At 38.9% G+C, this 21431-nt stretch carries 18 protein-coding genes; 3 read left to right on the top strand and 15 right to left on the bottom strand.

Annotated features, from left to right (window positions below; genetic code table 11):
• Positions 1 to 2: 2 nt before the first annotated feature.
• The 8 genes from HMPREF1477_RS08735 to HMPREF1477_RS08700 form a co-directional block, all read right to left on the bottom strand.
• Complete coding sequence (locus HMPREF1477_RS08735; protein ID WP_016476567.1) at positions 3 to 437, bottom strand: peptidylprolyl isomerase; 435 nt, start codon at positions 435 to 437, stop codon at positions 3 to 5.
• A complete protein-coding gene (locus tag HMPREF1477_RS08730) occupies positions 434 to 1141 on the bottom strand; it encodes a ThiF family adenylyltransferase (protein WP_016476566.1) in 708 nt (235 codons plus the stop codon). The genes HMPREF1477_RS08735 and HMPREF1477_RS08730 overlap by 4 nt, the downstream gene beginning before the upstream one ends.
• The gene (locus HMPREF1477_RS08725; RefSeq protein ID WP_016476565.1) at positions 1141 to 1515 is read right to left on the bottom strand and encodes a VOC family protein; all 375 of its coding nucleotides are present in this window, start codon (positions 1513 to 1515) and stop codon (positions 1141 to 1143) included. The genes HMPREF1477_RS08730 and HMPREF1477_RS08725 overlap by 1 nt, the downstream gene beginning before the upstream one ends.
• Before the next feature lie 79 nt (positions 1516 to 1594).
• Positions 1595 to 4678, bottom strand: a complete 3084-nt coding sequence (locus HMPREF1477_RS08720) for an AAA family ATPase (RefSeq protein WP_016476564.1) — start codon at positions 4676 to 4678, stop codon at positions 1595 to 1597.
• Entirely contained in the window at positions 4679 to 5914 is a 1236-nt protein-coding gene (locus HMPREF1477_RS08715; protein WP_016476563.1) for an exonuclease SbcCD subunit D, read from the bottom strand.
• Between the two features lie 82 nt (positions 5915 to 5996).
• Positions 5997 to 6833 (bottom strand): deoxyribonuclease IV, encoded by an 837-nt coding sequence (locus HMPREF1477_RS08710; protein WP_016476562.1) that lies wholly within the window; start codon positions 6831 to 6833, stop codon positions 5997 to 5999.
• Between the two features lie 65 nt (positions 6834 to 6898).
• The gene (locus tag HMPREF1477_RS08705) at positions 6899 to 7318 is read right to left on the bottom strand and encodes a Fur family transcriptional regulator (RefSeq protein WP_005379327.1); all 420 of its coding nucleotides are present in this window, start codon (positions 7316 to 7318) and stop codon (positions 6899 to 6901) included.
• Positions 7319 to 7502: 184 nt separating this feature from the next.
• On the bottom strand, positions 7503 to 9074 hold the full coding sequence (locus HMPREF1477_RS08700) for a DEAD/DEAH box helicase (RefSeq protein ID WP_016476561.1): 1572 nt from the start codon (positions 9072 to 9074) through the stop codon (positions 7503 to 7505).
• A gap of 823 nt (positions 9075 to 9897) precedes the next feature.
• Here HMPREF1477_RS08700 and HMPREF1477_RS08690 point away from each other — a divergent pair.
• The 3 genes from HMPREF1477_RS08690 (at position 9898) to HMPREF1477_RS08680 (ending at position 11865) form a co-directional block, all read left to right on the top strand.
• Positions 9898 to 10473 (top strand): hypothetical protein, encoded by a 576-nt coding sequence (locus HMPREF1477_RS08690; protein ID WP_016476559.1) that lies wholly within the window; start codon positions 9898 to 9900, stop codon positions 10471 to 10473.
• Between the two features lie 70 nt (positions 10474 to 10543).
• The gene (locus tag HMPREF1477_RS08685) at positions 10544 to 11134 is read left to right on the top strand and encodes a hypothetical protein (RefSeq protein WP_016476558.1); all 591 of its coding nucleotides are present in this window, start codon (positions 10544 to 10546) and stop codon (positions 11132 to 11134) included.
• Between the two features lie 110 nt (positions 11135 to 11244).
• Positions 11245 to 11865 (top strand): hypothetical protein, encoded by a 621-nt coding sequence (locus HMPREF1477_RS08680; protein WP_016476557.1) that lies wholly within the window; start codon positions 11245 to 11247, stop codon positions 11863 to 11865.
• 559 nt (positions 11866 to 12424) lie between these two features.
• Here the strand turns inward: HMPREF1477_RS08680 and HMPREF1477_RS08675 are convergent.
• From HMPREF1477_RS08675 to recQ, 7 genes are all read right to left on the bottom strand, one after another.
• On the bottom strand, positions 12425 to 12808 hold the full coding sequence (locus HMPREF1477_RS08675; protein ID WP_016476556.1) for a hypothetical protein: 384 nt from the start codon (positions 12806 to 12808) through the stop codon (positions 12425 to 12427).
• Positions 12809 to 13063: 255 nt separating this feature from the next.
• Positions 13064 to 14125, bottom strand: a complete 1062-nt coding sequence (locus tag HMPREF1477_RS08670; RefSeq protein ID WP_016476554.1) for a hypothetical protein — start codon at positions 14123 to 14125, stop codon at positions 13064 to 13066.
• Between the two features lie 160 nt (positions 14126 to 14285).
• Positions 14286 to 15770 carry an aldehyde dehydrogenase family protein gene (locus HMPREF1477_RS08665; protein WP_016476553.1) on the bottom strand — a complete coding sequence of 495 codons (1485 nt, stop codon included), beginning with the start codon at positions 15768 to 15770 and terminating at the stop codon, positions 14286 to 14288.
• A 272-nt stretch (positions 15771 to 16042) separates the two neighbouring features.
• Positions 16043 to 18220, bottom strand: coding sequence for a Tex family protein (locus HMPREF1477_RS08660; protein WP_016476552.1), 2178 nt, complete (start codon positions 18218 to 18220; stop codon positions 16043 to 16045).
• Entirely contained in the window at positions 18220 to 18714 is a 495-nt protein-coding gene (locus tag HMPREF1477_RS08655) for a dihydrofolate reductase (protein WP_016476551.1), read from the bottom strand. Before HMPREF1477_RS08655 ends, HMPREF1477_RS08660 begins: the two co-directional genes overlap by 1 nt.
• Before the next feature lie 9 nt (positions 18715 to 18723).
• Positions 18724 to 19515, bottom strand: a complete 792-nt coding sequence (locus tag HMPREF1477_RS08650; protein WP_016476550.1) for a thymidylate synthase — start codon at positions 19513 to 19515, stop codon at positions 18724 to 18726.
• A 58-nt stretch (positions 19516 to 19573) separates the two neighbouring features.
• Positions 19574 to 21406, bottom strand: a complete 1833-nt coding sequence (gene recQ / locus HMPREF1477_RS08645; protein ID WP_016476549.1) for a DNA helicase RecQ — start codon at positions 21404 to 21406, stop codon at positions 19574 to 19576.
• Positions 21407 to 21431 lie beyond the last annotated feature (25 nt).

Raw genomic sequence — 21431 nt, 5'->3', positions numbered from 1 at the left:
GATTAACCTTCGATTACTTCCACTGTTTCCATGATATCGCCTTGATGGATACCATCAACTACATCCATGCCTTCGATTACTTTACCAAACACAGTATGTACACCATCTAAATGAGGTTGTGGTTCGTATACGATAAAGAATTGGCTACCGCCAGTATTAGGACCACGGTGAGCCATAGACAATGCACCACGTTCGTGTTTGTGTGGGTTACCAATTAATTCGTCTTTAATTGTGTAACCAGGACCACCTGTACCATTGCCATTAGGGCAACCACCTTGAGCTACGAAGCCAGGAATTACACGGTGGAAACGAAGACCATTGTAGAAACCTTTATTGATCAAATCAATGAAGTTTTGTACTGTGCCAGGAGCTTCTTTATCAAATAATTCAATTACAATATCGCCGCCGTCAGCCATATGGATTTTTGCTTTTTTCATTGTTCAGGTACCTCCAAAATTGTACGCAACACATGGGCTGCTAATATAAAACCTGCCACTGGTGGCACAAAACTACATGTACCAGGGCTTGTTGCTTCCCCACGGAACTGTGGCTTTGTTGGTTTTTCTGTAGAAAATAAAACTAATTGTTTTTTTATGCCCCGTTTTTTTAACTCCCGACGCATAACGCGCGCAAGAGGACATGTATGAGACTTATTGATATCAGCAATCATAAGTTTTTCCGGGTAAAAGCGATTACCGCCGCCCATACAAGAAATAACGGGGATACTTTCACGTTGACAAACCTCAATAATATTCAGTTTTGCCGTTACCATATCAATAGCATCGATAACATAATCAACGTGCAAACTTTGAATGAATCCAGGGTAACTTTCCTCAGTATACATAATATCATGAGTTTCTATCACCACATCCGGATTAATAGAAAGAGCTCGCGCCTTCGCTACCTCTACCTTACGCTCACCAATCGTGTCGTGAGTTGTAATCATTTGGCGGTTCAAATTACTAGGTGCTATAGAGTCTCCATCGATAAGAACGATCCGCCCAACCCCTGCACGTACTAGAGCCTCAAGAGCTCCACCGCCTACACCACCGGCACCAAAGAGAGCCACAGATGTATTCTTTAAGGTTTGGATTTTATCTGGTCCAACTAACCATTCTAAACGAGTTAACATATATTCCATTAATATTTACCCGCCGGAATGATTTCTGTCCAATATCCATCAGGATCAGCGATAAAATAAATACCCATGTCGGCATTTTCATAGGCTACAACACCCATCTCTTTATGTTTTTTTAGAGCTGCTTCGTAGTCATCTACATAAAATGCCAAGTGGAATTCATTATCCCCTAAATTATAAGGGCGATTCCAATCGCGCAACCATGTAAGTTCTAATTCATGCGCCGTATATGGACTTTTTAAATATACAAGGGTAAAAGCACCGCTTGGATCTTCCAAGCGGCGAGATTCCTCAAGTAATAAAGCCTCTTTATAGAAAGCTAAACTTTTATCAAGATCCTTAACATTTATATTATTGTGAGCAAATGAAAATTTCATAGGACCTCCTTAATTAATTCCAATATATTTTTGTAGGAATTCTCCTCTTTTAATAGTATCACATTTGGCAATTCTATAGCTAGTTAATCACAAATTTTGCTGTACTGCCATCATCACCACGTGTGACCTCTAAGTGGGCAGGTATCCGCGTCTTTAATTCAGGTACATGGGAGATCATGCCGATAAGGCGCCCCGATGATTGTAGTTGTACCAATGTTTCCATAGCGAGCTCCAATGTATCAGGGTCAAGTGTACCAAACCCTTCATCAATGAACATCGTATCCATATGAATACCTCCGGCATAACTTTGAATCACATCGGCAAGACCTAAGGCAAGTGCCATAGAGGCCAAGAATGTTTCTCCCCCTGACAAGGTATTCGCAGGTCTAGATTGTCCTGTGAAAGCGTCCATTACGGCCAAATCAAGGCCTTGCTTACCACGGCCGCCACCGGTATAGTCTGAACGCTCCAAAGAGTAACGGCTACGGCTCATCTTTTGAAGACGTAAATTAGCTGCATAAACAACCTCATCTAAAATGGCCCCCAATACATAGCGCTCAAAGGTGACATTTTTAAAACCTTGTTCCCCTCCATTAGCGAGATCATTTAATCGACTTAAGAAGGCTACCTTCTCTCGGGCCTCACCCATAGCCGATTCAATTTCCTCTAATGAAGCAAGTGTAGTTTCTATATGCTGTGTTTCTTTATCCCAAGCCGCTAAATGGCCCACCAATGTATCACGACGTTCTACCGCTGCATCATATACTTCATCCGAAACAGTATCGCTAGGTTTAACCACAGCCTCCGTAGTCTTTAGTGCCGCATCATATACAGCTTGTGCTGTACTAAAGGCCTCTTCCAAGTCATATAACTTAGATTTAAAATCCTCTAACGCATTAAAGTCACTCAATGCTTCTACAAAATCAATTTCACTTAACGATATAGATTGTAATGACTGTATATATTCCCCATGGAGAAAATCAAGATTCTTTTGTTCTTCTTTTACTTGAGAAGATAAGATTTCTAGTCGACCTCGTTTAGCACTTAGCTGCCCTCGAGCCTCCTCTAATTGTTTTGTAGTCACTGTTAACTGCGCATCATACTCTTTAATTTCTGATGCTAAGAATGTCACTTGCTTACGCCACAACTCTATATCCGTAGTAGGCAACGACTCTGATAAGGAATCTATTTTTGCTTGTACAGAACTGATACTAATCTCTAGTTCATGCAATGCTTTAAGCAATTCATTATGCGCAAGTTCTGATTTATCCAACGTATCCTTAGCGGTGCTTAACCTACGCTCCGCATCAGAAATAGTCTTGCCTAGCTGTTCAGATTCACCACGTAACGTTTTGAATCGTTCCATTTGAGATAACAGAACTTGTTGAAGCGATACAAAGTTTTCCTTAGAAAAACCATCTATAGAGGACTGAAGAATCGAAACTTGTGCGTCCATATGGTTAGATAATTCATGCATCCGCCCCACTAACGCATCCCTTTGACCAACTTCATTTGCTTGTTGTTGTAACGCTTTATCACGAATACCTCGAGCAGCTTCAACCTCATCCTTAGTAGGATATAATTCTGGCTTAGTTGCTAAATGAGGATGTTCTATAGATCCACATACTGGGCAAGGCTCATCTTCTTTCACGAAAGGAACCAGTTCATACGCGCGCCCTTCTTGCATTAAATGCTCTAGTCGCTCTAACTGTACCTTCGCCTCTTTCACTGTTTTATCAAGAGCTGCTAAGGTCTCATCCTTAATGTCGATTTCTTTTTGAACCTGACTAATTTCTTCTACCAACTCAGAATATCTGTGCACATGATTAAGCTGTTCTTGAATAACAGGAACCTGCTCCAGTAATGTACTATTCTCTTGTAAGCGTTTACGTAACCCCTCAACATCTACTTCTATCTGTTTGATGAGCTGGCGTTGTATCTCTAGGTCCGCTTCACTTTTTTTACTATCCAATTGTTTTACATTACCACGTAGTGTAAACATCTTTTTTTTCAACAATTCTAACTCATCAAACTTTTCAGACTGTTGTTGGAGTTGAGCCAAAGTAGTCCTCTTAGATTGTATCGTTTCAGCTTGAGATTCTAACGCTTCATGAACCTCTATACAGTTAGTCTCATGTTGAGTAGCAGTGTCCACACTTTTTTCTGCATCGGACAGTGCCCGTTCTAATGTTGTTAAACTAGACTGTTTATCAATGTATTGTTGATACAATGCATGGACTGGAGATAAGGAATTGAGGAATTGAACCTTTTCACGCAATTGTGTGCGCTCAAGTTCTTTAGCTTTTACCAAGTCCAATTTAGATGTAGCCTCTACAAGAGATTGTTGCGCTTGATTATATAGGGCCCACTCCTTACGCAAGGCATTAAATTGTTCCACCTCATTAACAGCCCTATCTCGTTCTACTACAAGTACATTACGATGTGGTACTCGATTAGATAACAGTTCACGTACATGTTCGACAGTTAGCACTGGAGTCTCTTCATCATGAGGAATAGACTGTATCAACGCCGTTTGTTTCATCAAATTTTCTTCAATGCCAGCTTTTTCGTCATCATAAGCTGATTTAAGAGCATCTTGTAGTTTACGATATAACTCTGTTCGAAAGAGCGTATGTAATAATTCCTCCCGTTCATTTGTAGAGGCGACAAGGAGTTTTCTGAATTCCCCTTGTGGCAATAGAACCACTTGTAAAAATTGATCCTTACGAAAACCTATGATGCGTTGAATCGTATCGCGAATGGCAGCCGCAGAGGTAGCGATAACCTTCCACTCACCAGCTTTCATTTCATAGACAGTGGCACTAGCGTTCTGTTCGCGCATACCTGTACCGCGTTTTTTGGCTACCATCTGTTTTGGTAATCTTTCAACACGGTATTGAGCATCTCCGATAGCAAAGGAAAAATCTACACGCGTCATCCGCTCAGGTTCAGCAAAATCACTGCGAATAGCATCAGTTTTACGCGCTTCTCCGCTAGGCTCACCATATAAAGCGTACACCATAGCATCTAAAATGGATGTTTTCCCTGCTCCTGTGGGACCGGAGATAAGGAACATAGAATGATTCTCTAATTCGCTAAAGTCCAAGGTAACCAAATCTCGATATGGACCAAAGGCTTCTATAGTTAAAGATATAGGCTTCATCTAGTCCTCCTTTAAAATTCGATCCCATACAGAGTTGATATATTGTTGCTCACGCTCTGTTAAGGGGTTCTTCCACACGGTTTCAGCAAACTGATTAAATAATTGACGTTCATTTAGCTCTTTGAATACGACGTCGCCCATGTCCGCCACAGGTGTTGCTATGCGACCGGCTAATTCAATGGTCATACATCTATAGTAGACCTGACGCAACTTAGCCATGCCATCCATGATAGGCATCGTATCTAACAGACGAGCCTGTACATAATCATCCTTATGTTTCGTTTGGAGAGCTGTATTATTTAAAAGGTCCTCAAAATAACCTTCCAAGATGACTACATCTCGCTTTGCCTCTACAGGGATTGTACTAATATCTACCTTCCCCTTTGTATCCATATCAATAATAGTAAAAGATTTCTTCTGCCCATGTTCATCAAAGGAATACTTCAATGGCGATCCGCTATAGCGAATATGGTCTGCCCCCATCCGTTGCGGTCCATGTAAATGTCCAAGAGCTGTATAGTGAAAGTTTTTAAAAACGTGAGGGCTCACCTGTTCACTACCACCTACAGACAATGTTCGTTCCGAACCACCTACTTCGCCGCCCATTACAAAGGCGTGACTGATGGCAATGCTACGCATCTGTTTTGGCACTTGTTTATATAGATAATCACTCCAAGCCTGATACATTTGGTCATAATTATGTAAATTAAGTGCGACCGCTTCTTGATCCTTATCATCTACATAGGAAAATAAAGTATCATCAATCATATCCGTATCAACTGGTTTTGATTCACTGGAGTTCAGTCCCAAAGCGTCACCTATACGACGAGGTTCGCTAAACGGCATAGGACAAATGGCCACCCTACCATCAAAGCCTTCAAATTCAAAGGGTTGTAATGCATGATGAGGGGAGCCCCAAATATGAATGCCCGATTCACTTAGCATAGACCGTCCCACTTCAAGGCGTTCCGCTCCATCGTGGTTTCCACTCACTACAAATAGAGGAACCTTATAATCCATAGCGAGACGAGTAATGATAGAGTCCCATAATTCAATAGCTTCAATGGGTGGTACCGCCCGATCAAATACATCCCCTGCCAGCAAAATACCATCGATTTTTTCTTCTTTCAAAATAGTAAAGAACTGATGCTCCAACACATGAGCTTGGTCATCTGTTAAGTACTGACCATAAAAAATACGCCCTAAATGCCAATCAGCAGTATGTAAAAAACGCATTTCATCCCCCTTTCCAGTTCTCCCTATACCTTATATATTTAGTTTATACCAATTATTATATAACTCAATTTATTTTGCTTGATTATTGATTATCTACGATAGAGCGCAACATAGCAATTTCTTTTGCATAGCCATCTAATTCATTTGGCGTTTCCAAATAGAACGGCAAATTCGTCAGTTTAGGATGTGTCACAATACGAGCAATTGCATCGATACCGATATGACCTTCCCCAATTTTTTCATGACGGTCTTTGTGTGCTCCCATAGGATTTTTTGAATCATTCAAGTGAATCGCTTTCAAACGGTCGAGACCAACAATACGATCGAACTCGTCGATGACACCATCTAAATTATTAACGATGTCATAACCACCTTCGTGAATATGGCAAGTATCTACACAAACACCCATGTACTCTTTTAATTTTACACCGTCAATAATACGAGCAATTTCTTCAAAACGAGAGCCAATTTCCGTGCCCTTACCAGCCATAACCTCTAAAAGAACCGTTGTTTTCATGCCTGGGAATAAGATTTCATTCAAGCACTCCACGATGTATTCGATGCCTTGGTCAACACCTTGCTTTACATGACTGCCGGGATGAAAGTTATACATCTGGCCGGGTAAATATTCCATGCGTTCTAAGTCTTCTGTCATGGCTTGTTTTGCAAAAGCGCGCAAATCCTCCTTAGCTGCACACGGATTATACGTGTAAGGCGCGTGAGCTAACAAGGTACCAAAGTTATGTTCTTTCATATACGCACTAAGGCTATTCATGTCCTCCACATCGAGAGCACGCATGCTACCACCGCGCGGATTGCGCGTAAAGTATTGGAATGTATTGCCCCCAATTTTAGTGGCTTCCTTTCCCATATGTAAATACCCTTTTGATATAGATAAATGAGCTCCTATTGTAAACATTATATATCCTTTCAACTCTATATGACTCAAAAACCCCCTGCATGAGTATACGCAGGGGGCATCTGTTAGTGACTTTCTTTTTTTGCACATTCTGGGCATACGCCTTCGAATGTAATTTGTTGTCCTGTAATTTGATAAGCACTAGCTTTTCCAGCAATATCAGCAATAGCATGTAGATCGACATTCATCATATCTTCTACCTTGTTACAACGAACACAGCGAATATGAGCATGAGCTGTTGTATCCCAATCATAATGTGCGCGTTCATCGCCCACTTCCAATACCTTAACAAGGCCAATTTTTTCAAAAATCTCCATTGTTTTGTATACAGTTGCTAAACTCATGCTTGGATGTGTAGGACGCAAGCTATGATAAATCATCTCTGCTGTTGGGTGATTGTGATGACCACGCAAAGCATCATAAATTGCAATTCGTTGAGGGGTTACCTTAAACCCTTCGCTTCGCAAAATTTGTGCGATATCCATAATAATCTACCTTTCTCCACTTGGAAACATATCGGTACTCTATGGTCCATTTTCAAACAATAATTATTATTTATTGTACCATTCCAGTAGATTTTAAGCAATAAAAAACGTGGATTTATACAATCCACGTTTCTCATAACTCAGATTTACTATTAATCTGTATTAAACCAAATTCACACTATAATTAGTCTTTAAAATATGGTTTAAATCCTTCACCTTGATGACGTGGTTTACGATTCGCTTTAGGACGTTCACTACGACGGTCATCACGGCGACGGCTATCACGACGCTCACCTCTACGTTCATCGCGATTGCGACGAGGACGATCATCACGACGACGATCTCCGTCGCGGCGGCGTTCCCCATCTCTGCGACGGTCTCCATCACGGCGACGACGATCACCACGACCACCTTCACGGCGACGACGTACGCGTAAAGGTTTTTCTTCTGTAATATTTACAGGTGTTGTATCTGGCTCTTTTGTTAACAATTTAAGTGCTGCTGCAATCAATGTAACGGAATCAGTATCATTCAACAACTCTTCTGCATTCACCTTAAATGGTGCCAACTCTTCTGTATTACCAGCCATTTCAATTAAGCTTTCAACAGCAAGGCGTTGTTGACCTTCTAGAACTTCGCCCAAAGATGGAGCACGACGTTTCGCAATTTTACGTTTTGTTAAACGTTCAATAGCATGAAGGTGTTCAATTTCACGAGGGATAACAAATGTATAGGCTTCGCCTGCCTTACCTGCACGACCTGTACGACCCACACGGTGCGTATAGCTTTCAGGATCTTGTGGCAAATCATAGTTATATACATGAGATACGCCGGAAATATCAAGGCCACGAGCAGCCACATCAGTAGCTACAAGAATGTCAATTGTACCTTCTCGGAATTGACGAATTACACTATCACGTTTTTGTTGTGATAAATCACCATGGATACCTTCCGCCATATAGCCACGTTTTTTAAGAGCTTCTGTTACTTCATCAACACGACGTTTCGTACGTGTAAAGATGATAGCCAACTCTGGCGCTTGTAAGTCGAACAAACGGCACAACACGTCAAATTTTTGACGGTCTTGTACCTCGATATAGTATTGTTCGATAAGATCCATCGTTACTTGCGTAGGTTTCATACGAATCAACGTTGGCTCTGTAAGGTATGTTTCTGCTAACTCGCGAATCGCCTTAGGCATTGTTGCAGAGAATAGCAATGTTTGGTGATCTTCTGGGATAGCCCCTAAAATTTTGTTGATGTCATCTACAAAGCCCATGTTTAACATTTCATCAGCTTCGTCAAGAACGACAATCTTAACGTCTTCAAATTTAATAGAACCGCGGTCCATATGGTCCATCAATCGGCCTGGTGTGGCAACAATGATTTGCGGATTCTTTTTCAATGCACGGAATTGACGGTTAATATCTTGGCCACCATAGATAGGTAATGCCGTAATATCCGTATACTGAGCCATTTTATTAAGCTCTTCTGCTACTTGAATAGCTAATTCTCGTGTAGGGGACAAAATCACTACTTGAACGTGACGATTACTGCCGTCTACGCGTTCCAATACAGGTAGGCCAAAGGCCGCTGTCTTACCAGTACCTGTTTGAGCTTGACCGATCATGTCTTTACCGCTCATGGCAACTGGGATAGCTTCCTGTTGAATTGGCGTAGGCTCTTCAAAGCCCATATCGTTTAACGCACGTAGAACAGGTTCGCTAATCATTAATTGTTCAAATTTTTCTAACATCTAAATGTGTTTCCTCCTATCGCGCACGAATTATGCGCGTTAGAATAGTATATCATATTTCGAGAGTGAGCGCTATAAGAGTAATTACGAATCTAAACTAAATAGGCTTTCTGCTCCCCCTTAACTGTTCTATTAGAACAATTCCACCTGAAACACACAAGAAAACAATATATGATAAATGAATAGGAGTATACAAGCATTCAACAAGAACAACCCATATAATTAATAATAATTTAGCAATCCATTTTGTTGTTATTCTATTCGCTATCATAAATATAGATAAGTTGATAATTATTTTAATGATTATCGCAGCGATTATAACGATTGACGTAAATTCTTCTCTATAATCTGTCAATTCATATAAAGGATATAATAAATAACTCAAAAGAGCGCTAAGTATTATTAAGAACCAAATATTAAGTCCCTTTAAAAGGTTAGATTTACTATAGTAAAATATGCCAACTAATAAAAAGAGCAAAATACTAAGTAATATCCCTATAATTAATAGATAATCTAGGTGAATCATGGTGTATACGGTCCTCTCAAAACAACACGATTTCGTATGGCTCCAATTATAACATATAGTATACTTTTACGGACAATAGACTTGTTACGTACAAAAGAGACACCTCATTTGAGATACCTCTTTATTATAGTTTATTAGAGAGTTATATGGTATTAATCAACTATATGAGTAAACATATAATTTAGGTATAATATAATTAAAATAATGTACTCCAAAATTCCGCTAATAAATTAAACAATGCCTGTAAAGTAATTATGATTTACTGGGCTTTCTAAAGTAGTATAAAAGGAATATACAATGAAACTATTTGCCCTAAAACGATTTATATTATTGCCGCTGATTATCGTCTCACTCATACTAACAACGGGTTGTCATCTCCTCTCACATTATAGTGAGGATGAGGTACAACAATATATAAATAAGAACTATCCTAATCTAACCTATCACCTAGAATCACGATGGGGCAATACATGGCAAGTCACCTTTGACAAATATCCACAAATGCCCATTGAAATATCTGAAGGCATACACACCTCTGCACCTGTAGTGCCACAAGTCGACCGAGTACTGATAACCAATATTCCATTAATAACCGCATTCCCATTAATGAAAAACTATCTAACAACAGAAGAATTATCCTATGCTACATACGATACATCTACTTTGTATATTGAAATGCCAATTCCTTATTCAGCCATAGAAAACCATGATGTAACAAATTTTTACAATCGAATGGATCAATTCTGCAAAGAATATGCTGCAACATATCCAGATTTCAAAGAAAAAATATATATTAGAGTCATCATAAAACCATCTGATGGTTCTGATGCACCGGAAGAGTACAGAAAAATATTCCGCTTATCCCAATATTAATAAAGAAATTATGTTAAGTATAATACTATTGTAATGAATACGCCTTTATAATCGAAGGAGATCCATTGAAATGAAAATACAGCATAAAGCCTTTACAACTATGGTGTTTCTCGCTATACTACTCACCACATCTGGATGCCACCTATTCACACACTATTCTACTGAGGAAGTAAAAGAATATATATCTCAAAACTACCCTCATATGCCTTACACCATAGAAAAACACATTAACCACACCTGGACCGCAACCTTCGACGCCTATCCAAATCTACCTATTTTAATACAGGAAGAAAATGTAAATTACGATGGTGGCGGCCTCCCTATTACAGATAAATTCATTTATACAAATATTCCGTTGGTAACCATATACCCTTTATTTCAAAAATATCTCACCGATGAAGAATTAAACTATGTATCTTATAGGAGATACCTTTTCGGAGAAGATGCTTGGAGTTTCAGCCTCACTATTCCATATGATGCGGTCCACAATCATGATATTCAAAACCTCTTTCTTCGCATCAATCAACTTTGTGCGGAATGTAAAAATATGTATCCTCAGTTCAACACAACAATGCATATTCGTGTAGAGGTAAAATCAGCTGATGGTTCACCTACCCTGCCAGAACATTTAAAAATATTTAACGTCAACAAAATTAAATAGTGCTTTAAAAGGTTTTCATAAAACGATGGCTTCTCTTTCATTTAATATACATATGTCTGATTATAATAATCAGTATATATATTCATTTTAATTTGGAGAGAGAGGAAATTATGAACGGAATCAATTGGACACATCTATTAACACTCACCTTGTCCCCAGAAAAAGGTAGCAATGAACTCAAAAACACGGGCAACCTTAGTGAAGCCCTACCAATGGGTATTATTACATATGTAGCAATGGCAATATTAACCTATATCTTAGCTTGCATTACAACAAGTATTGTAGGCTATAAATTCTTTACCATTTTTTCATTCACTACCTTATTGGGTCTTATATTTAAAGGACTTTTGAAAGCTATCATTCCTGCTCTACTAGCAAGCTATATCTTTAATTTTTACTGTCAGCGTACATATCCTACAGTAAACGTAAACTTACCAGATACAATTAAACAATTCATGTATGGTGTAAGTGTATATGCTCTACTTGTGTTAGTTCAAAATATCGTGCTCATGCCGTTCATGATAGGTATCTATACTGCCACATTCCCATATGGTCTAGTAAGAACAGTTATATTCATCTTAAATGTTTTAGTATATGGGTGGACCGCATTTACTTTATTAAAACTATGTATTGCAGAATACAATATGTCTGCACGCGATACAGCAATAACCTTAGTAGTTAGTATCGTTCCACTCATCGTAATCAACTACATCATAAAAAATGTCTTCTAATGCTATGGAAACAAAATTATAATGAATAACTCGAAAGGGGCTGTAACAGAATCCGGTTTTACCGTATTCTAGTTGCAGCCTCTTTAAAATATAAGAAACACAAAAAATTGGGGTTATAGGACAAAATGTATTGGTAAAAAACACAAACCTTGATCTTACTGCCCCCAATAAGGTTATAACTTCTTGTGAATGATACTCTAAGAATGTACTAAAATGATGATATAAAAAAGTATAATTTTGATTTCATCACTGACAATATAATTAAGGTGGTAATCATATGTAATACACATATGATATTAACCGTGTATTTACCATAACATCATTATTGGAACAACAATAAAACACCTATGATTAATAAGTTTTATAATCTTATATAGGCTTTAGTTTTGAAGATACACCCCATATTGTATTACGAGCTGAAAGACATGTATAAATAAGGATGTAATATAATCTTTATCTATGTTAGAGTAATTAATAGTTAAATATGTCTAAATACACAATAGAGGCATGTTTATCCATTTCTAATAAACACACCTCTATTCGATTAGATAAATAACTATTAATATAACTCAGCCAAGAAAATAATAGCAAACACCCACAATACAACGCCATATGTCATATTTGTTTTTACTTTATCAAGACTTACCTTTCCATTCTGTAACAATTTTCCCGTCATACTATAAGGGATCATCGGCCCTGGAACCAATACTGTAATGTAAAACTCTAGGCTTTGAGCTGTATATTCTACACCATTTAATAGATACTTAACATCATATCCATAAATAACTGTGAAATTAGGAAGTTCTTTAATAATTCTAGGCTTAACTGACAAAATCTCTACAGAAATACCTTTTCGACGACACCAGAAACGATATGTAATAAAATATGTCCCCCAAATCATAAGAACGATTGCCACGCAAAACTGCCATGGATTAACAAACATTATTTCTCTTCCCTTCTAAAGTTGATTTTGATATCCTACGAATTTAACCATGGTTTGATTTACAGATATATGTGCACCAGCTTCAATACCAATAACATGTAAAGTATAACCACCTACAGCAGCACTCAGCCATTGTTCTAGCGAAGAGTCATAATCTGCTATTAGCTTATCTTTTCTATGAGCAGTTCATTGGTCATTGTAGCTTTATCACCAGAACCATTGAATATCTTTGCAATTAAATGTCCTCCTTGAGCTTCACCTATCATTAATTCTTATAATCCTCCTAAAGAAATCATATCCACCATTTATATAATCACCTATTGATAATTCCTTATCTTTAAAGTATGGCGAAACTGGAAAATAACCCCAAACAACACCTAATCCCCCACATATATTACGGCCACCATCTCCACCTTTATAGGAAAATCCCTCAGCATCATATACAATTTCTCTGCAGTATGGATCATCACCGATAATCAATCCAAAAAAGTTTTCCTTTTCTAATGTATACTCTCCATCATTATCCATCCATTCCATATGTTTTAAATTCATAGAGAAATCTATATTATTCCCCCAAGGAAAAATGGTTCTACACCCCTTGCCAGATAAATACTCCCATTCTCTTTGTGTAGGAAGAGAGTATCCATTATCTTTTATGTTTTGTAACAGTTTCTTAAATGTGGTGACTTCATAATATTTGCCACACCAATTGCTATCATCTGTTTTATATAAGCAAACTGTGTTATGAACCATAACTTCAGAAAGGCCTTTTATCTCCGCTTTTTTAATCATATTTTGCCACTCTTTATTTTGTATAAGTTCCTCATCGGAAATAGGTATCCAACAGGTTTCACTATACGTTTTTTGTACTAAAAGCGGATGTATTATAAATTCACCCTCTTGGGTAAAATTATGCGTAAGATAATTTTCTATGTTAGATATTATTGCCTCATCTGCCAGTGCTTCGCTAATCTTAGTTAAAATATCCTCTTCACTATAAATTTCATCTTCGTAACCATCTAAAAATACGTAGGCAAGATCCATTAAGCTTTCTTTATCAAAAATATCTTGCAACTTTTTATTGTCAAAATTAAGACCGAGCCTAACGGTATCCCCAGGAACAAATACAAAATCTATGCCATCATATGAACGATATATTGCCGTATAGGTGGATTTACCAAATGCATCAAATTCATCAAAACATAGTAACTCTAAATTATATATTTTTCCGATTTGACTTAATAATTCTTCCTTATCCTTAATAGATAATAAATCATATTGGGGATTATACAGTTTTTTGATGAGAATATGATTCATTGTCTCTCCAGTTTCTTCTACAGTACCTCTTATATGACCTTAATTATAACATATGGTATACATCCATATATAAAAGACTGTCCTCAAGCTATGCCAAAAAAGGCACCTCTTCGAGGTGCCTTCTTATCAAATATAAGTAAAAGGAAAAGCTATTAAATTATTAATCTAAATCATAAAACCCAGATGGTTTATCACTTAAGTTTACAATGATGTTTTTCATTTGAGTGTAGTGCTCAAGGATAACTTTGTGAGTTTCACGGCCGATACCAGATTGTTTGTAACCACCGAATGGTGCGCCTGCTGGGATGGAGTTATATGTATTAACCCACATACGACCTGTTTCGATGGCTCGAGCTACTCGGATAGCTCGGTTAAGGTTTTGTGTAAATACGCCACCGCCAAGGCCGTATAAGCTATCATTAGCTTGTTCGATTACTTCGTCTTCACTATGGAATTTGATGACAACAGCTACTGGACCAAAGATTTCTTCGCGAGCTACGCGCATATCGTTGGTAGCATCTACGATGAGTGTCGGTCTTACGAAACAGCCTTTACCAAGTTCGCCATCGGTAATGCGTTCGCCACCGGCCACAACACGAGCGCCCTCTTCTTTAGCAAGTTCTACGTAGCTAAGCACTTTCTTAACTTGTGCTTCGTAAATTAAGGATCCCAATTGTGTAGATTCATCCCAAGGAAGTCCTACTTTCACCTTATCAAACAATGCGGACAGTTCAGCTACAAATTTATCATAAATTGTGTCTTGTACAAAAATACGAGAACCAGCGCAACATACTTGGCCTTGGTTAAATAAGATGCCAAGCAATGCCCCATCAAGAGCTTGTTTCCAGTTCGCATCGTCAAAGAAAATATTTGCTGATTTGCCACCCAATTCCAATGTAGCAGGAATCAATCGTTCAGATGCCGCTTTATATACATCGAGGCCAACTTCTGTAGAGCCTGTGAAAGCCAATTTGCTAAATCCTGGATGATCAAGGATATATTGACCAGATTTAGAACCTTTACCAGTTACGATGTTTACAACACCTGGAGGTAAAATGTCTTTCAAAATGCTACCTAGTTCTAACAAACTAAGAGATGTATGGCTAGAAGGTTTGATAACAACGGTACAACCTGCTGCAAGAGCTGGTGCCAATTTCCATGCGGCCATTAGGAATGGGAAGTTCCAAGGTACTACTTGACCAACCACGCCAATTGGTTCTCGAATAATAAGGCTCAATGTATTTTCATCAAACACCTGTGCTGAACCTTCTTCCGCGCGAAGCACACCGGCGAAGTAACGGAAATGATCCGCACCATACGGTATATCTACATTTAATGTTTCACGGATAGGTTTACCATTGTCGTAGGTTTCTACTTGCGCCAAATGTTCTTTATGAGCATCGATGGCATCTGCAATCTTTAATAAATAATCGGCCCGATCGACTTGGGATACATTTTTCCATGTTTTAAAAGCCTCAGTTGCAGCTGCTACAGCACGATCAACATCATCCTTTGTCGCCTCTGCACAAATGGCAAGTTGCTCGCCATTAGCAGGGTTATATACATTAAATTCAGCACCATCAGATGCAGGTACCCATTCATTATTGATTAATAGACCATATCTTTCGTTAATATGTAAACTCATAGTACTTCCTCCTTTAATGGATAATGACTATTAATTGTCTTCTATGGGTTCATCATACACCTAATATCTAAATACTTCAATCTGTTTTATTGTTTTCGATATAGCGATTTTATTGTATTCTCAATAGCCTTATTCTATACCAAAATCGATATGTATATAACTTTTTTCGATAAGTCTAACTATAAAAAAGGAGTCCTCTATTACCTAAAGGACGCCTTTTAATCATGTTCAATTTTGACATGTATAATTTTTTGCGAATTACCCTAACTAGATTAGGCCTTTTTCTTGTCTTTGTTTCTCAATGACTTGACGGATAATCCGATACGATTTCGTTTTACATCAACAGAGATGATCTCGGCTTCAATAATATCGCCTACAGCAAGTACATCAGAAGGATGTTGTTTCGCCGTGCATAGTTCGCTACGATGTAATAAACCATTCGTTTTTAAACCAAAATCAATAAAGGCACCAAAGTCTACTACATTATGCACCGTACCTTTAACAACTGTACCAACTTTAATATCCTCAAGACTTACTACATGTTTACGTGTCAGAGGTGCTGGTAAATCCTCACGAGGATCACGACCTGGCTTAGCAAGAGCTGCAATGATATCTCGCACAGTAGGAATACCTGCATCAAGCTTATGTGCCATCTTATCTACATCAACCAATGGTAATTTGACCTGTAATGCTTCAAGTTGGGATTTATCTTGTAAATCCTTTAATGTAAAGCCTAGCTCGCCAATGATACGTTCCGCTAATTCATAAGACTCAGGGTGAACAGATGTATTATCCAATGGATTCTTAGCACCATTTAATCGCAAAAAACCGGCACACTGAGTAAATGCTGCGGGACCTAAGCGTGGCACCTTTAATAGTTGCTTACGACTAGTAAATCCACCATTTTCTTGACGGAATGCTACAATATTTTTTGCTACCGTACCAGAAATGCCTGCAATATGTTGCAAAATCGCCGGAGATGCCGTATTAAGCTCTACCCCAACATGGTTTACAACAGATTCAACTACTTGGTCTAATGTATGAGTTAATTGCTTTTGATTTACATCATGTTGATATTGACCTACACCGATAGACTTAGGATCAATTTTAACAGATTCTGCCAATGGATCTTGTACACGACGAGCAATAGATACGGCGCCGCGAATCGTTACGTCTAAATCTGGCAATTCATCAATGGCCAATTTTGATGCAGAATATACAGATGCACCTGCTTCATTAGTAATGATGTAGTGGCAATCTAATTTTTCCTCTTCAATCATCTTAGATGCAAATTGTTCTGTTTCATACGAGGCAGTACCGTTACCAATGGACAATAAGGTAACATTGAATTTTCGAATCTTTTCCGCTAATTTCTTTTGTGCTTCTTGTTTTAGCTTTTCGCTATTCGTTAAATAGTAAGCACCATAATCGAGTACATTGCCTTGCGCATCGATAATAGCCATCTTACAACCTGTACGATACCCTGGGTCAAGGCCCATAATAACATGACCTGCCAATGGCGGTTGTAACAATAAATTTTTAAGATTTACACCAAACACCTTAATCGCTTGCTCATCTGCAGATTCGGTTAATTCATTGCGAATATCCCGTTCAAGAGCAGGGAACATCAAGCGTTTATACGCATCTGCTACGGCGCTAGCTTTCACATCACTAAAAATAGATTGTTCATTTTTAGTAATACCACGCACCATGTATTGAATATAGGACTCATCGGGTACGGTTAGGGCCAATTTAAGAGCCCCTAATTTTTCGCCTCGATTAACCGCTAAGATACGATGGGACGGCATCTGACGAACTGGTTCAGCATACTCATTATATTGAAGGAATTGGTCCTTGTGTTCATTATCTTCCACGAGTTCCGCTTGGATAAAACCTTCCTTCCACATACGCTTACGAAGAGTAGCACGGAAATCGGCACTATCGCTGACAATTTCTGCAACGATGTCCGACGCACCTTGAATGGCGTCCTCCGGTGTAGGCACTTCTTCAGAAATATATTCTCTTGCGATATCTAGAGGATTACCGGATGTGACCGTATCATTCAAAATCATATCTGCTAAAGGCTCTAGTCCTCGTTCACGGGCAATCATGGCCCGTGTCCGTTTCTTAGGTCGATATGGTAAATACAAATCCTCTAATTCTTGTAATTTTACGGCTTTCATCAAAGATGCCATCAATTCATCGGTCATCTTTTCTTGTTCCGTAATGGCATTGATGATTTCTTGACGCCGTGCTTCTAAATTGCGCAAATATTTAATGCGTTCCTCGATAGTTCGCAGTTGTTCATCTTGTAATTCACCTGTTACTTCTTTTCTGTAACGAGCGATAAACGGCACCGTATTACCTTCATCTAAGAGCGTAACCGCTGATTCTACTTGACCAGGCTTAACACCCAATTCCTTTGCAATAATGGCAAACATTGATTCCATTAGTTATGTCCTTTTCTTTCATATGTTACAAATTGATGAGGATATGTATTTTTATCATCTACCGTCCCCTCTACAACGGAGGTAATTGTGAAAGCTGATGCATCAAATTCAGGGAAATGAGCATCCCCTTCAAATTCATGGTCAACCTCCGTAATATGCATTACATCTACATACGGTAAAAAGGCTTCGTAGATTTGTGCACCACCGATAACATAGGCTACATCTATCTCTTTAGCAGCCTTTACAACAGCCTCTGGGGAGGAAAATACACGTACCCCTTCCGGTGCATTAAAACCTTTATTTTTCGTAATCACCCAATGTTCTCGATTAGGCAATAAAAAGGGCAAGCTTTCAAAGGTCTTACGGCCCATAATAATAACGTGGCCCGTCGTTTTTTCCTTAAAGAATTTCAAATCATTGGGTAAATGCCAAATCAAAGAATTATCCTTGCCGATAACGCGATGATGTGCCACCGCTACGATAAGTGCTAACATAGTATCCCCCTATACGGCTACGGTCATAGCCAATTTGCCTAAATGTTCATACCCGTCTAACACAATATCATCCGGTGTAAAATCATAAAAGTCAGTAATCTCTGAATTTACACGAATTTTTGGAGCTGGCAACGCTTGATCTCGACGAGACAATTGCTCGCGCAATGCATCCACATGATTTTCGTAAATATGTGCATTATTAATAATATGAGTAAACTTACCAGGCTTCAAACCAGTTACTTGAGCAATCATACATAAGAGCGCAGCATATTGAGCCGTATTAAATGGAACACCAAGCCCCATATCACCACTGCGTTGGATGAGCATGCAGTTTAAATAACCATTGCCCACATCCCACAATGTTTCATACGCACAAGGTTGCAAAGCCATATCAGGCAAATCCTCAATATTCCATAATGTAACAATCATGCGGCGACTATCTGGATCCTCTTTTATAGTTTTGATGAGATTATCCAATTGTTTGTATTTAGCGATTTGGTATCCATAGGCCTTGCCAATAGTCCCATCTTCGCGCATCCATTCATCCCATACATGGACATTCATATCTTGTAATTTACGCACATCATTGGACTGCATTTGCCAAATCCATAACAATTCTTTCACAGCTGTTTTGAAAGCCACAAATTTTGTAGTTAAAATTGGAAATTCCTCTTGTAAATCAAACTGCATAATTTGTTGTGGCAATTTATATGTGGCTATGCCTGTTCTATTTTGACCATATATGCCATGATCTAATATATTTTCAATAATATTGAGATATTGTGTATCTGCTAAGCTCATAGTTCCCCCTAATCATATTAGAAATCACTCAATATAGCGTTATAGAAACGCCAATTTGTTACCCCTTATATTGTGAAATGGCCTCTAAAAATGAAAGTCCATATTTCTTTAATTTTGCTTCCCCTACGCCCTTTATATTGCCAAACTCACCTAATGTTTTAGGCCGTATATTGGCTAAATCGATAAGCACCGTGTCAGGGAATATGATATACGGCGGCACGCTAAGTTGCGATGCCAATTGTTTGCGATGTTGACGTAAATGTTCAAATAGCCCACCAGAACCAGAACGGGGTACTTCGGAGCGAGAGATAGAGGCTGATTTTTTCGTTTTACGAGATGGCACGATAACCTCTTGCCTAATTTCTTCTACCTCTTTATGTCCTGCTAGAACCTCTTCTGCACCGGCGGTAACGGATAAGACCGGATATTTCCCCATAGAACTCCGCAAGTATCCAGAGGCCACAAATTGTTGTATGAGGCCCTTAATCTCCTTATCCCCTACATCCGATAAATACCCAAATACAGATAAGGCATCAAGACCTGCCCTCGTAATGCGATCAGTCCGTTCTCCGCGCACGATGGACGAAATCATAGAGGCACCATACCGCTCCTCGGTGGCGATAATGGCACGGAATATGGCCTTTGCCTCTTTCGTGACATTAACACGTTCCCCTTTTGTATTACAGGAACTACAGTTACTGCATTCGAGCCACGGAACGATTTCACCAAAATAGGCGAGCATATATTTTCTTAGGCAAGTACTACAAAAACAGTAATCAATCATGGACTGCAGTTTTCTAAGTTCTACCTGCTCACGCTGTGGTTCTAAATGACCTTGTTCAATCAAATACTTATGAACGCGCACATCTTGCCCACTATAGAGCAGAATACATTCTGCCGGTGCGCCGTCGCGTCCAGCACGGCCCGCCTCTTGATAATAGGACTCCATATTACGCGGCATTTGGTAATGCAACACATACCGCACATTACTCTTATCGATGCCCATGCCAAATGCGTTGGTAGCTACCATAACTTGTAATTGGTCGAAGGCGTATTTATTTTGCATATCTTTGCGCATCTCATCGGATAATCCGGCATGGTAATATCCAGTTTGGATTCCGGCACGCGTCAAATTATCGTAGACTCGTTCTACATCCTTGCGCGTAGAGCAATAGATGATACCATTTTCATGACTATGACGCCGCACATAATCGACTACATAATCCATGCGCTTTGGTGTGCGCACGACGGAAAACGATAAATTCGGCCTATCAAATCCTGTAACATACACATTCGCATGATCGAGACCTAATAATTTTTTAATATCATTTTCTACTGCCTTCGTAGCCGTCGCTGTGAAAGCCCCCACTACGGGACGCTTAGGCAAACTAGCTAACCAATCACCTATCAATCGATAGGAAGGTCTAAAATCATGGCCCCATTGCGAAATACAATGCGCTTCATCAACAATGACTTGAGAGATAGGCATAGAGCGTAACACATTGCAGAAAAAATTGGAACCTAATCGCTCTGGTGCAATATATAATAATTTAATATTCCCACTACGTACATCGTACATGGTCTTATTAAATTCTGTTTGCGTTAATGTACTATTGATTAAGGCAGCCGGTATATTTTGATCTACCAAGCCATCAACTTGGTCTTTCATCAAAGATATTAAGGGCGAGAATACGACGGTAAGCCCCGATTTACAAAGAGCTGGAATTTGAAAGCATATCGATTTACCTGCCCCAGTAGGCATGATGGCCACTACATCCTCGTTCTTTAATAAAGACTCTACAGGAGACTCTTGAGCGGGCCGAAAGGATGTATACCCAAAGTAGGTTTGCAGTAGTTGTAACGCTCTATCACGAGAATTAATAGCCTCCATCGGTATACCTCCTTTCCTATGTGTA

Origin of the sequence: Veillonella sp. HPA0037 (genome assembly GCF_000411535.1) — a bacterium.
Taxonomy (GTDB): Bacteria; Bacillota; Negativicutes; order Veillonellales; family Veillonellaceae; genus Veillonella; species Veillonella atypica.
The sequence above is the reverse complement of the archived record's forward strand: the minus strand, read 5'-3'. Positions and strand labels throughout refer to the sequence as shown.

Bases quoted from the DNA above. Each gene is read 5' to 3' on its own strand.
- HMPREF1477_RS08710 (WP_016476562.1), bottom strand. From the start codon at position 6,833: ATGTTTACAATAGGAGCTCATTTATCTATATCAAAAGGGTATTTACAT.
- HMPREF1477_RS08665 (WP_016476553.1), bottom strand. From the start codon at position 15,770: ATGAGTTTACATATTAACGAAAGATATGGTCTATTAATCAATAATGAA.
- HMPREF1477_RS08685 (WP_016476558.1), top strand. From the start codon at position 10,544: ATGAAAATACAGCATAAAGCCTTTACAACTATGGTGTTTCTCGCTATA.
- HMPREF1477_RS08700 (WP_016476561.1), bottom strand. From the start codon at position 9,074: ATGTTAGAAAAATTTGAACAATTAATGATTAGCGAACCTGTTCTACGT.
- HMPREF1477_RS08725 (WP_016476565.1), bottom strand. From the start codon at position 1,515: ATGAAATTTTCATTTGCTCACAATAATATAAATGTTAAGGATCTTGAT.
- HMPREF1477_RS08650 (WP_016476550.1), bottom strand. From the start codon at position 19,515: ATGAGCTTAGCAGATACACAATATCTCAATATTATTGAAAATATATTA.
- HMPREF1477_RS08680 (WP_016476557.1), top strand. From the start codon at position 11,245: ATGAACGGAATCAATTGGACACATCTATTAACACTCACCTTGTCCCCA.
- HMPREF1477_RS08735 (WP_016476567.1), bottom strand. From the start codon at position 437: ATGAAAAAAGCAAAAATCCATATGGCTGACGGCGGCGATATTGTAATT.
- HMPREF1477_RS08660 (WP_016476552.1), bottom strand. From the start codon at position 18,220: ATGGAATCAATGTTTGCCATTATTGCAAAGGAATTGGGTGTTAAGCCT.
- HMPREF1477_RS08690 (WP_016476559.1), top strand. From the start codon at position 9,898: ATGAAACTATTTGCCCTAAAACGATTTATATTATTGCCGCTGATTATC.
- HMPREF1477_RS08720 (WP_016476564.1), bottom strand. From the start codon at position 4,678: ATGAAGCCTATATCTTTAACTATAGAAGCCTTTGGTCCATATCGAGAT.
- HMPREF1477_RS08670 (WP_016476554.1), bottom strand. From the start codon at position 14,125: ATGAATCATATTCTCATCAAAAAACTGTATAATCCCCAATATGATTTA.
- HMPREF1477_RS08715 (WP_016476563.1), bottom strand. From the start codon at position 5,914: ATGCGTTTTTTACATACTGCTGATTGGCATTTAGGGCGTATTTTTTAT.
- HMPREF1477_RS08655 (WP_016476551.1), bottom strand. From the start codon at position 18,714: ATGTTAGCACTTATCGTAGCGGTGGCACATCATCGCGTTATCGGCAAG.
- HMPREF1477_RS08730 (WP_016476566.1), bottom strand. From the start codon at position 1,141: ATGGAATATATGTTAACTCGTTTAGAATGGTTAGTTGGACCAGATAAA.
- recQ (WP_016476549.1), bottom strand. From the start codon at position 21,406: ATGGAGGCTATTAATTCTCGTGATAGAGCGTTACAACTACTGCAAACC.
- HMPREF1477_RS08705 (WP_005379327.1), bottom strand. From the start codon at position 7,318: ATGGATATCGCACAAATTTTGCGAAGCGAAGGGTTTAAGGTAACCCCT.
- HMPREF1477_RS08675 (WP_016476556.1), bottom strand. From the start codon at position 12,808: ATGTTTGTTAATCCATGGCAGTTTTGCGTGGCAATCGTTCTTATGATT.